The organism is Desulfobotulus mexicanus (genome assembly GCF_006175995.1).
In the GTDB taxonomy this organism is placed as follows: Bacteria; Desulfobacterota; Desulfobacteria; order Desulfobacterales; family ASO4-4; genus Desulfobotulus; species Desulfobotulus mexicanus.
Genome location: NZ_VDMB01000021.1, coordinates 46371 through 59577 on the forward strand (window position 1 = coordinate 46371; position 13207 = coordinate 59577).

The 13207-nt window shown below is 49.2% G+C and carries 15 protein-coding genes; 6 read left to right on the top strand and 9 right to left on the bottom strand.

Annotated elements, in window-relative coordinates:
- Positions 1 to 8: 8 nt before the first annotated feature.
- Genes FIM25_RS13560 through FIM25_RS13570 form a run of 3 tightly spaced genes read left to right on the top strand, consistent with a single transcriptional unit; the run spans position 9 to position 2207 of the window.
- Positions 9 to 242: a type II toxin-antitoxin system Phd/YefM family antitoxin gene (locus FIM25_RS13560; RefSeq protein ID WP_139450310.1), complete on the top strand. Its 234-nt coding sequence runs from the start codon at positions 9 to 11 to the stop codon at positions 240 to 242.
- Positions 243 to 620 carry a type II toxin-antitoxin system VapC family toxin gene (locus FIM25_RS13565; protein ID WP_139450312.1) on the top strand — a complete coding sequence of 126 codons (378 nt, stop codon included), beginning with the start codon at positions 243 to 245 and terminating at the stop codon, positions 618 to 620.
- A gap of 39 nt (positions 621 to 659) precedes the next feature.
- Positions 660 to 2207, top strand: coding sequence for an NAD(P)/FAD-dependent oxidoreductase (locus FIM25_RS13570; RefSeq protein ID WP_139450314.1), 1548 nt, complete (start codon positions 660 to 662; stop codon positions 2205 to 2207).
- 136 nt (positions 2208 to 2343) lie between these two features.
- On the opposite strand, the gene FIM25_RS13575 is transcribed toward FIM25_RS13570, so the two are convergent.
- Positions 2344 to 2910, bottom strand: a complete 567-nt coding sequence (locus FIM25_RS13575; RefSeq protein WP_246052201.1) for a GNAT family N-acetyltransferase — start codon at positions 2908 to 2910, stop codon at positions 2344 to 2346.
- On the bottom strand, positions 2852 to 3460 hold the full coding sequence (locus FIM25_RS13580) for an SET domain-containing protein (RefSeq protein ID WP_139450318.1): 609 nt from the start codon (positions 3458 to 3460) through the stop codon (positions 2852 to 2854). Before FIM25_RS13580 ends, FIM25_RS13575 begins: the two co-directional genes overlap by 59 nt.
- A 330-nt stretch (positions 3461 to 3790) precedes the next feature.
- Here FIM25_RS13580 and FIM25_RS17145 point away from each other — a divergent pair, with 330 nt between their 5' ends.
- Complete coding sequence (locus FIM25_RS17145) at positions 3791 to 3970, top strand: tautomerase family protein (RefSeq protein WP_179953381.1); 180 nt, start codon at positions 3791 to 3793, stop codon at positions 3968 to 3970.
- 70 nt (positions 3971 to 4040) lie between these two features.
- On the top strand, positions 4041 to 4799 hold the full coding sequence (locus tag FIM25_RS13590) for an acyl-[acyl-carrier-protein] thioesterase (protein ID WP_179953382.1): 759 nt from the start codon (positions 4041 to 4043) through the stop codon (positions 4797 to 4799).
- 424 nt (positions 4800 to 5223) lie between these two features.
- Here FIM25_RS13590 and FIM25_RS13595 read toward each other — a convergent pair whose 3' ends face one another.
- Both FIM25_RS13595 and mltA read right to left on the bottom strand, forming a co-directional pair.
- On the bottom strand, positions 5224 to 7245 hold the full coding sequence (locus FIM25_RS13595) for an FAD-dependent oxidoreductase (RefSeq protein WP_139450324.1): 2022 nt from the start codon (positions 7243 to 7245) through the stop codon (positions 5224 to 5226).
- A 342-nt stretch (positions 7246 to 7587) separates the two neighbouring features.
- Positions 7588 to 8904, bottom strand: a complete 1317-nt coding sequence (gene mltA, locus FIM25_RS13600) for a murein transglycosylase A (protein WP_139450326.1) — start codon at positions 8902 to 8904, stop codon at positions 7588 to 7590.
- Positions 8905 to 9263: 359 nt separating this feature from the next.
- Here mltA and FIM25_RS13605 point away from each other — a divergent pair, with 359 nt between their 5' ends.
- Positions 9264 to 9551, top strand: coding sequence for a hypothetical protein (locus FIM25_RS13605; RefSeq protein WP_139450328.1), 288 nt, complete (start codon positions 9264 to 9266; stop codon positions 9549 to 9551).
- Between the two features lie 343 nt (positions 9552 to 9894).
- Here FIM25_RS13605 and FIM25_RS13610 read toward each other — a convergent pair whose 3' ends face one another.
- The 5 genes from FIM25_RS13610 to FIM25_RS13630 form a co-directional block, all read right to left on the bottom strand.
- Positions 9895 to 10818, bottom strand: coding sequence for an Rpn family recombination-promoting nuclease/putative transposase (locus FIM25_RS13610; protein WP_246052207.1), 924 nt, complete (start codon positions 10816 to 10818; stop codon positions 9895 to 9897).
- A gap of 199 nt (positions 10819 to 11017) precedes the next feature.
- A complete protein-coding gene (locus FIM25_RS13615; protein ID WP_218961433.1) occupies positions 11018 to 11221 on the bottom strand; it encodes a hypothetical protein in 204 nt (67 codons plus the stop codon).
- A gap of 7 nt (positions 11222 to 11228) precedes the next feature.
- Positions 11229 to 11510, bottom strand: a complete 282-nt coding sequence (locus FIM25_RS13620) for a BrnT family toxin (protein WP_139450334.1) — start codon at positions 11508 to 11510, stop codon at positions 11229 to 11231.
- Positions 11511 to 11807: 297 nt separating this feature from the next.
- Positions 11808 to 12344, bottom strand: a complete 537-nt coding sequence (locus FIM25_RS13625; RefSeq protein WP_139450336.1) for a hypothetical protein — start codon at positions 12342 to 12344, stop codon at positions 11808 to 11810.
- Between the two features lie 148 nt (positions 12345 to 12492).
- Positions 12493 to 13207: ExeA family protein (locus FIM25_RS13630; protein ID WP_139450338.1), on the bottom strand; the 715-nt coding region annotated here is incomplete at its 5' end.

Below are 13207 nucleotides of genomic sequence, written 5' to 3' on the forward strand. Positions count from 1 at the left end.
GACAGACCATGAAAGCAACGGCAAAAGAGCTTCGGTTTAACTCAAAAAGGCTTTTGGATACAATAAGCAGGGGTGAGGAAGTGATCATAACCTATCGCAGCAAACCCTGCGCAAAGCTAATACCCTACAGTGAAAAAAAAGAAGATCCTGCTGAAAACGAACTGTTTGGAATCTGGAAAGATAAGGATACAATTCAGGATGTGGCTGCCTATGTCCGTAGATTAAGAAAAGGAAGATTCTGAATGCTTGTCGATACCGATGTCCTGATCTGGTACATGAAGGGAAATGAAAAGGCATACCGCATCATTGAGGAGGCCGGGGTTTTTTTCGTTTCCGTTGTTACATATATGGAGCTGGTTCAGGGTATGAGAAATAAAGGCGAACTCAATGCCCTTCGTAAGGCTCTCCACAACTGGAAGTCAAAAATCATTTATATTTCAGAAGAAATATCCATTCAGGCAATGTTTTTTGTAGAGCAGCATTATCTCAGCCATTCCATACAGCTGGCAGATGCCCTGATAGGAGCCACTGCAATTTCACAGGGCCTGCCCGTTCTTACCGCCAATGATAGACACTATAAAATACTTAAAAATCTTGAAGTCATAAAATTCCGGCCTTAACCGGTGCAATAATATTTACCCTCCAATAAAGAAGCAACCATGCAACGTTTTGACATACGGGTTTCTCCGGAAGAGATGGAAGACAAGGAAAAGCTCCACCACATGATCCTTGCCAGGGCAGGCTCCGGAGATCCAAAGCGTTTTGACTGGCGCATCCGTAAACAGTCTTTAGATGCCAGGGGCAGAAAGCCCCTTTTTGTTCTTCTGATTGAATGCTGGGAGGGTGAAGCTCCACCTTTGGAAAAGATCCGGGGCTTTGAACCAGAAGCCCTTTCCGGCAAAAGGGTTGTGATTACTGGTGCCGGACCTGCGGGGTATTTTGCGGCCTTAAGTCTTCTGGAAAGGGGCATCAAGCCCCTTGTGCTGGAACGGGGAAAGGATGTGCGTTCCCGTCGTTTTGACATCAAGACCCTGTACAAAGGAGAGGTGCATCCCCACTCCAACTATTGTTTTGGCGAAGGAGGGGCTGGCACCTATTCCGACGGCAAGCTCTATACCCGTGCCACAAAAAGGGGAGATATCCGAAGGGTACTGGATCTCTTCTGCTCCTTTGGTGCCAGTGAGGCCATCCGTACTGAAGCCCATCCCCACATCGGCTCCAACCGCCTTCCGGCCATTGTAAAATCCATGCGGGAAGCCATTATAGCGGCTGGTGGAGAGGTTCACTTCAACGCCTTTGTGAAGGATTTCCTCTTTGAAGACGGACGTTTTAAGGCTGCTGTTCTGGAAGACGGGGAAAGGGTGGAGGGTGATGCCCTGATCCTTGCCACGGGTCATTCGGCCCGGGATATCTATGCCCTTCTCCATGAAAAGGGCATCCTTGTGGAGGCCAAGCCCTTTGCCATGGGAGTGCGCATTGAGCATCCCCAGGAAAGCATTGACCGGATTTTCTATGGCACATCGCCCCGTCACCCTGCCCTGCCGCCCGCTTCCTACAGGATCAGCTGTCAGGCTTCGGGCAGGGGAGTTTTTTCCTTTTGCATGTGTCCGGGAGGCTCTGTGGTTCCCGCATCCACAGCACCGGGGGAGCTGGTTTTAAATGGCATGAGCTTTGCCGAGCGCAGCGGCCCCTTTGCCAATGCAGGTCTTGTAACGGAAATACGGCTTAGGGATCTTGAAGATCCGGAGAACAATCCCTTTGCAGGGCTTCATTTTCAGCAGGCGCTGGAACAGTCCCTTTTCAGCAAAGGAGATGGCAGCCAGAAAGCCCCTGCCCAACGGGCTTCTGACTTTGTGGCTGCGCGGCTGTCTGCGGATCTTCCAAAGACATCCTATATTCCCGGCATATACAGTGCCCCCCTGCATCAGTGGCTGCCGGACGTGGTGGCAAAGGGACTTTCCGAGGGTCTTCGCCTTCTGGACCGCCGCCACCGGGGATATCTGAGTGAAGAAGCTACCTTACTTGCGGTGGAATCCCGCACCAGCTCACCCCTCCGTATTCCAAGGGATTCACGAACCCGTATGCATCCGGAGGTGTCCGGACTTTTCCCCTGCGGAGAAGGGGCAGGCTATGCAGGTGGGATCGCATCTGCAGCCATGGACGGCATGGCCAGTGCCGAAGCCGTGGAAAGGTATCTTGCCATTTAGTAACTGTTCAGCACACTTTTTCTTCGGTAAATCGAATGCCTTTAATCAGGTGCATGGACAACCGAACCATTTGTTCATGACGCAATTTTTCAGGATAAAAGATGCTGAATCATTACGCCCGATAATGCAAAACCTGTCAGGCAGGTCTGCAGTCACCCAGAGCAAGGTCACAATAGGTGTAGGTCTCACCCGTATCATACCAGTTGTCAAAGCTTGCCAGCTCCTGCCCTCCCAGGGCTTTAAAATTTTTCAGGGACCCGTTACACCTGAAATGTCCGCCAACCCTATTAAATCCGGCCTTTTCAGCGGCATCCACAAAGGCTTTAAGAAGCTGCCTGCCAAAGCCCTTATGCTGGAATTCAGGCAGGGTAACTATATTGCTGAGATAGATGAGGTTAACTCTCTTCTCTCCATACACCTCATGGAGCTTCAGATCCGTGAACACATCTCCAAGGGGCTGAAATCCAAGCGCATTGCCCAGATATCGGTCCTGAAAAAAAGCCACCAGCCCCATGCCTCCGGTACTTTCCAGTGTTCCAAGACAGCTTTCCGAAGATTCCCTTATGTTTTCAGGAAAAATTTCTTCGGAAGCCAGAATGTCCTTTTCAAACATATGAAAATTATCCGCTGTGAGGATAGTGAAATCAAGCATGGCAGCAGGCATTTTCACCGGCAAAATAGCAACAGCGGATGGAGTCTGCACTCCGCTCCCCCTTTGCAATGGCAAGGGCGATATCATGGTTCTCCTTTGAAATCAGACCTGAAAGGGGTTGAGCCACCCTGTTAAAAAAAGTAAAGGCTTCCGCCAGCCGGGTATCCCAGATTTCTGCAAAACGAAGTATATCATCGGGCAGGACACGACTGCGCTGACACCCTTCTTCCGGAAGACAGTCAAAGGGTTCAATAATATTAAAAAATCCGTAATCATTGGTAATCTGCTGCCCCACTTCAATATCCTGTACGGCCAGTTCAAAGCCATAGGGTGTGAGAATGCAGGTGGGCGAAAAGCTGTGGTTGACATAGCGGGTATTGTCCCAGCAGAAAATCCACCGGCCACAGCGATCCCGGAAGCAGTAGGTTTCCAGTATTTCCTGATAAACGGGCTCAAGGCTGCGGACTTCCGCTTCCGTAAAAACCCTGTCAAAGCGGTCCTGTACCCAGACAACTGTGCCTTTGGGAATGGGCCGGGTGGCAAAAACGCCTCTGCCAATTTCTTCACTGATAAAACGCACTTCCGTATGGGGGTGCAGCATGGACAGGTGTTTCCTTCATGGAGGTTCAGGGGAGAGGGATGGTCTGGACAAAAGGGAATTTCGTCTCAGAATCAGGACCATCTGAATTTTCTTTACAGAGAGACGGAAACCAAGTCAAGAAACAAAAAGAAATTCCATTCAAAACGAGTTTTTACAATGCCTTATTCTTCAACCCGCTTTTGTCATGGACATATGCTGATTATCCAGCAACACTTACGAAAATTCATACTTGGGAAAATGACGGTTTACGGCTATAAAGTATTAATGGCGGAAAGAACCATGAAGATCCGGCCCTGTTTTCAAAAACACTTTTTTCATAAGGAAGATCCCATGCCCATCATCACCATTGCCCTGAAAGAAGGCCGCAGCCAGGAACAGAAAAAAAAGGTTGCCGAAGAAATAACCCGTATTGTTGCTGAAAACATGGAAGTTGATCCTTCCAAAATCTGGATACGTTTTGATGACTTTTCACCCGCTGATTTTGCCACTGGCGGTAAAATGCATGGATGATGTCTGTCTTTCTATCTGACAGCACCGGGAGACACAGCTGTGTCTTCCACTTTTTTTCCCGGGAAAAATGATGAAAACAGAACATGACACTGCCGTATTCACCCAGACAGGAAGGGTTCCCTATTCCCATGTGGGGATGGACGGATACTTAAAACCCGTAGCCGTACTGAATCTCTGTCAGGACATTGCCAGCCGCCATGCCTTTGCTATGGGCGTTTCGGCCCTGCATCTGGCACCCCAGGACAAAATATGGGTGGTGAACAGATATCACTTTGATTTTTATCGATTCCCGGCCTGGGATGAGGTCTTTACCCTGAGGTCCTGGCGGGCACCCCTTCGCAGGCTCTATGAGATCAGGCGCTTTGAATTGTTTGATGAAAAGGACCAGATTCTCATGGGAAGCACCTGTGCCTGGGTGCTGGTGGATAAAAATACGGGGAAGCCTGTACGACTGTCCAGGGCCATGCCTCCAGAGCTGTGCGAAAATGACGGCAGCATTCCCTTTGATATGGAAGAAATCCCCCTGCCTCCGGATACGGCCCGGACCATGGATTTTCAAGTACTTCAGGAAGATATGGATTACAACCGCCACGCCAACAATGCAGCCTACCTCAAGTGGGCGCTGGAAGCCCTTTCGCCATCGGAGCTTTTTCCCTGCCGCATCAGAAAGCTTGATATCCGATACCACCATGATATCGGCCCTCCCCGCAGCGTCAGGGTACACACAACAAGGGAAGATACAGAAAATGGGCTGCGCTGTGTGCAGGCCATCCGTGCGGCGGATACGGGGGAGCTGCTGACGGGTATCCGGATGGATCTCAGCCTTTAACGGCAGGCCATTCTGTTTATTGCTGCGGAAGAATTTCAGATAAAAAACTCCGGACCCTTTCCTTAAAAAAGGTGTCCGGAGCATTTATGGCGGGAGATTAAAACCTGTTCAGACTCAGTTGATATGAGGCATACAGGCCCTTTGTTCGTGACGCAATCTTATTCGGGAGCTTCTTGTCCTGTGCTGAATCGCCAAAACTTGTCGGCACAGGCAGCTTAAGCTTTTGTTTTACCATAGCAACTTTAGTACGCTGCCTTTTGTGCCGACTTCAGACAGTTGGCGATTCTTTACGCACAGGCCTTCAAAGCTCTGATCCGAAACGATTGCAATGTCACTCACAAAAGGCCTGTACACCTTCTCAAAACGCTCGTTTCTCCTGAGAAGTCAGGGCTACAGAAGCAATTAAGCATAAAAAACAAAGATTTTACACAGCCCTTCCAGCAGCATAACCCTGATGCACGGCGTCAAAGGCAAGGCCAATTTTTGCCGCATCACCGATTACCTGACAGGAAATGCCAAGGCCTTCCACGGTTTCCTTCAGTGCGGAAACGGGCTTTGAGCCTGCCGCCAATACCACGGAGTCCGCAGGAATCAGCTCAATACCCTCGCTGCCTTCCACCTTCACACCGTCTTTTGTGATTTCAAGGGCTTTTGTGGTCACGTCAGTGCGAATACCAATACGCTTCATCTCCTGCATCATGGTCCAGCGGGTGGATTTGCCGATATCTTTGCCCACAGACTGGGTCATTTCGATGAGGGTCACGTTCTTGGTGCCCTTTGTGGCCAGCTCGTAGAGTTTATCCACGTCATCGGCCCTGTTCACAAAGAGAAACTTCAGCTCTTCTCCGGAAAGGGTACCCTTTTCCCCAAGGAAGATGGACGTTTCCACCCCCACGGCACCCCCGCCGATGACCACCACGTTTTTACCCGTATGGGCCCGGTCTTCCAGCACATCCCAGGCCTGAGCCACATGGGGAAGATCTGCACCGGGAATGGGCGGAGAGATGGGTTCCGCACCGGTGGCAAGGATCACGGCATCGGGCTTTTCTTTTTCCAGCAGGGCCTTATCCACTGTGGTTTTAAGCATAACCCGGATATTGTTCACCTGTACCTGGGTGGCAAGATCCTTTGCAAGCTCTGCAAATTCTTCACGCCCCGGAGGTGCGGCTGCCAGATAAAGCTGACCTCCCAGTCGGCTGGAAGCCTCAAAAAGGGTAACGTCATGGCCCTTTTCCCTGGCTGACAGAGCAGCACTCATGCCAGCAGCACCACCGCCGATGACAAAGACCTTTTTAGCCTTATCTGTCTGAACCGCAGCCATTTTAAATTCATAGCCAGCTCTCGGGTTACAGAGACATTCCACATGCTTGAATTTAAAGAGATTGTCAAAGCATCCCTGGGCGCAGGCAATGCAGTGAATGACCTCATTTTCCCGGCCTTCTTCCGCTTTTTTGGGCAGGAAGGCATCAGCAATGAGGCTGCGGCCCATGGCCACCATGTCGCACATGTCATCGGCAATAAGCCTGCGGGCGTCTTTGGGGTCGTTGATACGGTGGCTGGCAATGACAGGGATGGAAACCACTTCCTTAATGCCCCTTGCCAGATAGGCATACACGCCTCTGGGAACGCTGGTGACAATCTGGGGAATGCGGGCCTCGTGCCACCCCACATTGATGCATACCGCATCCACAAGGCCGGAATCGGAAAGTTTTCTTGCATATTCCCGCAGCTCCACCCGGCCCATGCCTTCGGGCATGAGGTCGTTACCGTTCATGCGGACCACAACGGGATAATCTGACCCTACGGTTTTTCTGATGGCTGAGAAAATTTCCATGGCAAAACGGCAGCGGTTTTCAAAGGGACCACCGTATTCGTCTTCCCGTTTATTGGTCAAAGGAGAAAGGAATTCGCTGATTAGATAGCCCGTGCCGCTCAGGATTTCCACGCCGTCAAAACCGGCAGCCTTCACACGGCCTGCGGCAGCAGCAAAATCCGCGACAGTCTGATCAATGTCTTCCTTTGTCATTTCCCTTGGAACTTCACGGGTGAGATTGGAAGCAATGGCAGACGGTGCAACGGGCTGTTTACCATTGAGCAGCATGGAATGGTTGTAACGGCCTGCATGGTTGAGCTGAACCAGAGCACGACAATCATGCTGTTTTATGGCATCGGCCATTTTTTTAAGGCCGGGAATGTGGGCATCCTCGTGGGCACCGATGTGGGTGACGTTGGCGGAAAGTTCATTAACGGAAGCGTAACCCACGCAGATGGCACCGGCACCACCTCTGGCCCTTTCCTCATAAAAGGCCGTAACCTGATCGGATACTTCATAATTTTCACACATACCAAGGTGCATGGCAGGCATATAAATACGGTTTTTTACCGTCATGCTGCCGATCTGGATGGGCTGGAACAGGGGATCGATTCCCCGAATCTGGGTGGTCATACTGCCTCCTTTAATCTGGTTGCATACGAACATTTTTTATATTTTTATGTTTTTGAAAAGAGCCTGCAAATAAAAGATTTTTATATCCAATCAGCCATAAGGCCCCATGAATAATAACTTGTGTACTAACTAAATCCTATTTTAGAATCTTCGTCAAGTTTTTACTTATAAAAAAAGTGTAAATTCCCGTCAAATTTACGATTGCTAACAGCCATCTCTGCCAGACAGCGGCAAAGGAACCCAGCCTGTTTACCTGCGACGCAGTCCGGCACTCAAACTAAAAAACAGGCCCTTTAGGGGAGCAAAAATGCCTAAGGATCCTGAACGCCGGATTCGGGAGCTTTATGGCATGGGAAGCACCAGAAAGTACATTTCCCCTGCATGCTGCAGATGGCCTGCGGCAATTTCAGCGTACCTGTCATTACCAAAGAAAATATCTGCCCTGCCACTGCCCCGTATGGCCCCTCCCGTATCCTGAGCTGCCATGAACCGGGAAAAGGGCTGCCAGTTTGCAATGCTGCCATCGGCATAGATGACGGGCTTTTCTGCTTCTACGAAAACCGGAGCGCCATCTGGAAAAATTCTTCGGTCCACAGCCACAGACCGCCCCGGCGTCAGGGGGAAGCCCAGAGCACCAATGGGCCCGTCCGGAACCGTGTGGAAAAATACATAGGAGGGATTATAGCTTAAAATTTCCCTCTGCTCTTCGGGATTTTCCATAAGATACTGCCGTATCCGCTGCATGGACATTTCTTCTCTTGGAACTTTGCCCGTACGGATAAGGTGGGTGCCAACGGAGCGGTAGGCCCTGCCATTCTGCCCCCTGTAATGCACACGGATAAAACCACCCTCCTCCAGATACACAATGCCCGATCCCTGTACCTGAAGGAAAAATTTGTCTATGGGGCAGGAAAGATAGGCAACCACAGGGGCTTTTCCATTCAGAGCTCCTTTGTAGACAATGGCATCCCTGTCCGGATAGGGTTCAAAGGTACTTCCAGTCCACCGGCCCCGGATGCGCTTGCCCTGATATTCCTGACCAAAGGGGGAAAGATCCACCTCAACAAGATCTTCGGGCATGCCATGCAAAGGAACATTGAACCCTTCCCTTTGGGAAAGGCTGCCCTTCAAAAGGGGTTCATAATACCCCGTAAAAAGAACTTTTCCTTCGGGCCTTGAATCACTCCCCGGAGGAGGCGTACCTGCGGCCCGGTACACAAGAAATTTCTCCCTTATGGCCCGGTTAAGGGTTTCTCGGTCAGGACGGGTGTGGACAAGGGCCATGAGTTCACGGGTTGTTGCTATCATGTGACTGGCCGGATACACATCCTCACCAAAACGAACAGGCCTGTCCGGGGAAATCCTCCTGTAGAATTCAAGACTTTTATAGAGGACTGCCAGCATGCCCTCATACTGAAGATCATCACTGAAAACCGGGTAGGCTTCCGGACTGAGCCGGATCAGGGGACGATGAGTTTCCGGCTGTGCGGCTTCCGGGTCCGGCAGGGGTGGTCTTTTGCCCGAGCATGCGCTTAAGGCAAGAATCAAAATCAGAAAAAAAACAAATGACAATCCGGAATGCAGCACCTCCCTTTTTTCTTTAATGGAAAGGTTTGATCTGCGGGCATCTCTGTCTGCTGGAAAAAAAGGGGTATTCATCGCTGCTTTACTCCTGATGGATGATATAAAAAAATCTTCTGCATACTCTTCTCTGATACTCCTTCCCACATTAGAATTCCTGACTATTTTCTGAAGATCTTTATCTATAAATTCAAGATCTTGACTCCAGCCTACCTCGTCGTGAATGTGGGGAGGGGGAGAACAAAAGAGCCAAAGACTCTTAAAACACCTCTCTACGACCTCTTGCAACAAGCCGTCTAATCATTTTAAACCTTATCTGTTTTTGCCATTCATGCTTATATCAAAATATCCTGAAACTGCATAATCTGAAAGGGGGAAATTGATCGTTTGGAGGCTTTGGTGACTGTGGGAAGTTCTTTTGTTTTTGTGGATTTTTGTTGTTTCTGATCCAGGCTGAGTTTAACAGTGTACAGGAGACTATTGCTGACCTTTCCCTGATAAGTTTTGAGCTGGTAAAGGATTGTCACTGGGGGGATCTGGACATGACTCTGCACATCTATGGAGCCGGAGGCCCTGAGACAGAATACCCGGTGTATGAAGCCAGAATAGATACGGAGTTTTTCTGGCAGAAGGGAGCTTTGGCAGAGTTGTCAGCTGTAAGAAGCTGGTTTCATTATTCTCCTGTAGTCTTGTCGAAGAGATTTGCAGACGCAATATCCCGGTAGTCTGCAACAGGGGAGACAGTACGGAGACTTACATTGATCTGGAAAATCTCGGAGAAGGGGTACTGCTGCCTATGCTTCGGTAAGAGGCAGGATGGCAAAGACTTTTACCGAAGCCTGTAGGCAAGGCAGGTTTTTGTAAGAACAAGGCAATATCTGAAGACAGCCTCTTTTACAGGGGCTGTCTTAGTCTTTTTTCAATCTCTGCTTTCCTCTTTTCTTTTTTGCAAGAGTCACACTCTCTCACACCGAAGCCACAAAATAACCCTCAAAGCCTTCACCGGATGTAAGACACACTCTGGGCTGTCTCTGGCTGCATGTAGTTAAAAAAGCAAAGCAAGAAGGCTTAATGCCTGGTAGCATCATCTTCCATAAGCAGATCCAGACCCTTGTCACCTGCGGCAATAACAGCTCTTACCTTTTCAGGGGTGAGACTCGTAATGTCTGCTATCTCTTCTGGCTGCATCCTGTACTTCTGTAAACGCATGATAGTCTGGAACTTCTCTCTGGTCTCACCCTTCTCCAACCCCTCATTCAAACCCTCGTTTCTGGCAAGAAACAAAGCAGATTCATGATCCCGCTTCCATCTGATGTGGGAATTATAAGCTTCACGCATATGTTCGTCCTGAGTAAAACTCATGTACTTTTCTCTGGCGTTGGCTATCTGAGGATTGTTCTTCAAGATGTTTTCCATAATACCATCCTCCTTGTTCAGGCCTTCATTTTTGAGATAATAAAGCCAGTTGTCCAGACTCTTATCCAGATTGTAATCAGTAATCTTGGGAAGTTCAAGGAAATGCAGGGCAAGGTGATCCGTCAGGAGCAGTTCCGGCGTATCCTTTTCTCTAAGCATGAAGCAAAGGTGGTATCGATCCACATTCTTAAACATCTTAAAATCAAGGATATTGATGCAGACCACAGGACGCAGGGTAGAATAATTATCCCCTGTAACCAGCTGATCTCCGTAGAGGTCAGTCCAGTAATACAAAGCCCGTTCCCCGAAAAAGCCCTTATYCGAGTTCTGCATTTCCATATCAATCCACCTGCCGTCAGAAGATTTTGCCTTGATATCCAGTATGGTTTCTTTGGCATTGAGGATGGTCTGGATGTTGAAAGGGTTTTTAATCACAAGGTCTGTGATCAGAGGGAATCCTGAGTTCTTCATAACGGCATTGATGAAATCAATGAGAATGGGCTTATGCTCTTCCTTGCCGAAGAGAAACTTGATGAAAATATCCGATGTGGGTTTTACATAAAAATCCGTGAGCATCTGGCTCAAGGGGGCCTCCATGCAGGGTGGTAAAGTGTCTTATGGCAGGAAGGACCATAGTCTGAAAAAGGGGCAGTGGGAAGTGGGAAGTAGGAAGGGGGGCAGCCAGCACAGGGCAGGCACAAAGAACCTGCCCCCTGCAAGAGCTGAAAACGCATGGTGCTGGTGGAATATGAAACGACCTTTATTTTATTTGGAATCAATGCCCATGGCTTTGCTCAGCAAGTTTTTTAGCATTTTTCTGGATTACCGGAATAAAGGATCTCAGTGCATCATTAATGGCCTTTGAATCAGAAAAATACTCTGCCACATCAGGATCAATGACTATCACATTYGACCCTGCCGTGTATTTTTCAGCATATTTCCCACGGGCTCCMTGACTGAAATCATATTCATCAAGCATTTTTTGATCATCCTTCTTTTGACTCATAAACCCCCCTCTCTTTTTTAGTAGCTTTTCTTGCACTGATTATTCTGATGCTGCTATCTCTCTCAATATGAACAACAACCAGAATCCTGTCTTTATAGGATTTTCCTATCAAGACAAACCTTTGCTCAAATTCTGAATGCAAGGGATCTTCTATTGTCAATGAAAAAGGATCACCGAAAGCAGTGCTGGCTTCTTCAAAGGTAACATTGTGCTTTTTTATATTTTTCCCAGCTTTTTCAAGGTGCCATTCAAAATTCAGCATARAATACCTTTTATAAAACTATAACAGATTCCACATGGCGCAATCAATTTCCAAAATACCTGTATCTTTAACAAACACAATAAGAAACATGCAATCAGTCAAAAATCAGGAGAAAACCCGGCAAGAGGAATTGAGGCTGCTGCATTTTGTTGCCTTCAGGAGTCTCGTTAAAGGCCTTAAGGACTTTAAAGTCATTAAAGACCTTAATGACAATACCACAACCATACCCGCAACAACGCCATACAGAAGATGAAGGGCAGGCACAAAGAACCTGCCCTGTGCACGGCATTATACCCCCTACCCCACCTGCAGGGCCTTCAGTACGGGAAGCTGCTTTTGGGCAAACTCCTCAGCCTGCAGGGTAAGCTCTGCGATGTTTTCTTCCATGGTGTCAAGGGCCTTGCCTTCCTTCACGATGCGCTGCCCCTGGGATGCCAGTATATCCCAGACAAAGGCGGCCTGTTCCGCAGGCTGTTTTTTACCCTTGGCCGCTGCAAGCAAATAGAGCTGCTGGAACCGCCCCACCTGTATGCCGCTGCCCGTAACGGGGCTTGCAAGGTAGCTGATGTCTCCGCTGCTGCGGGCTTTATCCATGATGCAGGCGTTCAGCTTATCCGTATGTTTTTTCATCTTCTGGATGACACCATCCTCCTGAACGGCTGCAAAATGACCTGCACCGGCAAGCACCATCACAGACTGCAAGACCTGCACAAAGCTGATGTTCTTTTCATCCATAGCTTTTACTATCTGGCCTATGGTTTTGGGCTTATGGTCTGCCATGAAATCCAGAATGGGAAGATAGACACCCTCGTTCATGGTGGTGTTGATTCTCATACACAAATCCACAAAAATTCTCACAAACAAATACCCGACAAAAATGTGACCGGAAGGGGCTATGCCCTTCCGGTCTTTCATTGTAGACAGCAGTCTACCGCACCGAGTTATCCCTTAACGCTGGAGTCCCCTCGCAGTCGCCTCCGTTTCACTCGGATCTGTTGAACCATTCAGCGCTGTAAAGCAGCTCTGCCGAGATGGTTTTTTCTTCCCGGATATATGCCTCCTCCAGGGCCATAGTGGCCATATTCATTACAGCTCTGCGATTGCCCCTTGTGCTGGCGGCAATGAGATCCACAGCGTCTGAGGCAAAAAGATCCGGCGGTGCGCCTGTGCTCTCAAGACGTTTCTGGATAAAATGACGGGTATCCTTCTCATCCATGGGATGCATGCGCATGACATTGGTGAGCCGGGTCCGGATGGGCAGCATGGAAGAAAGCTCCAGGCGTTTTGCAAGAATTTCGTCCCCCACGAGAATAAGAGATGATGCCGTTGCCTGCTTCGAGGTCTGGAACAAAAACGCGCTGAGATCCCAGAAGGAGTCATTTTCCATACGCTGGGCGTCATCCATGATAATAACCGGATGAAGGGGCCTTGCGGCTGTGGCCATGGCTTCTATGTGCTGCTGTATCCTTGCCACCATAGGCAGCCCCCTTGCACGGATATCCACCCCCAGGGCCTCGGCGATGATCCTCGCAAGGCCGTTTCTGGGGTATCCCGCGTAGGGGATGAAGATGGTTCTGTAGCTGTTCTTGTCCAGCGACTCCAAAAGGGCGTGGGCAAGGGTAGTTTTCCCCGATCCCGAAGGCCCGCAGAGGGCAAGGCTTTTTCCTGTGTTCAGAAGCCGCTGGATGGTGTCCATC

What these genes read in the sequence shown, in the direction of transcription:
- FIM25_RS13560 (WP_139450310.1), top strand. Translation starts at nt 9, where the DNA reads ATGAAAGCAACGGCAAAAGAGCTTCGGTTTAACTCAAAAAGGCTTTTG.
- FIM25_RS13565 (WP_139450312.1), top strand. Translation starts at nt 243, where the DNA reads ATGCTTGTCGATACCGATGTCCTGATCTGGTACATGAAGGGAAATGAA.
- FIM25_RS13570 (WP_139450314.1), top strand. Translation starts at nt 660, where the DNA reads ATGCAACGTTTTGACATACGGGTTTCTCCGGAAGAGATGGAAGACAAG.
- FIM25_RS13580 (WP_139450318.1), bottom strand. Translation starts at nt 3,460, where the DNA reads ATGCTGCACCCCCATACGGAAGTGCGTTTTATCAGTGAAGAAATTGGC.
- FIM25_RS17145 (WP_179953381.1), top strand. Translation starts at nt 3,791, where the DNA reads ATGCCCATCATCACCATTGCCCTGAAAGAAGGCCGCAGCCAGGAACAG.
- FIM25_RS13590 (WP_179953382.1), top strand. Translation starts at nt 4,041, where the DNA reads ATGAAAACAGAACATGACACTGCCGTATTCACCCAGACAGGAAGGGTT.
- FIM25_RS13595 (WP_139450324.1), bottom strand. Translation starts at nt 7,245, where the DNA reads ATGACCACCCAGATTCGGGGAATCGATCCCCTGTTCCAGCCCATCCAG.
- mltA (WP_139450326.1), bottom strand. Translation starts at nt 8,904, where the DNA reads ATGAATACCCCTTTTTTTCCAGCAGACAGAGATGCCCGCAGATCAAAC.
- FIM25_RS13620 (WP_139450334.1), bottom strand. Translation starts at nt 11,510, where the DNA reads ATGCTGAATTTTGAATGGCACCTTGAAAAAGCTGGGAAAAATATAAAA.
- FIM25_RS13625 (WP_139450336.1), bottom strand. Translation starts at nt 12,344, where the DNA reads ATGAGAATCAACACCACCATGAACGAGGGTGTCTATCTTCCCATTCTG.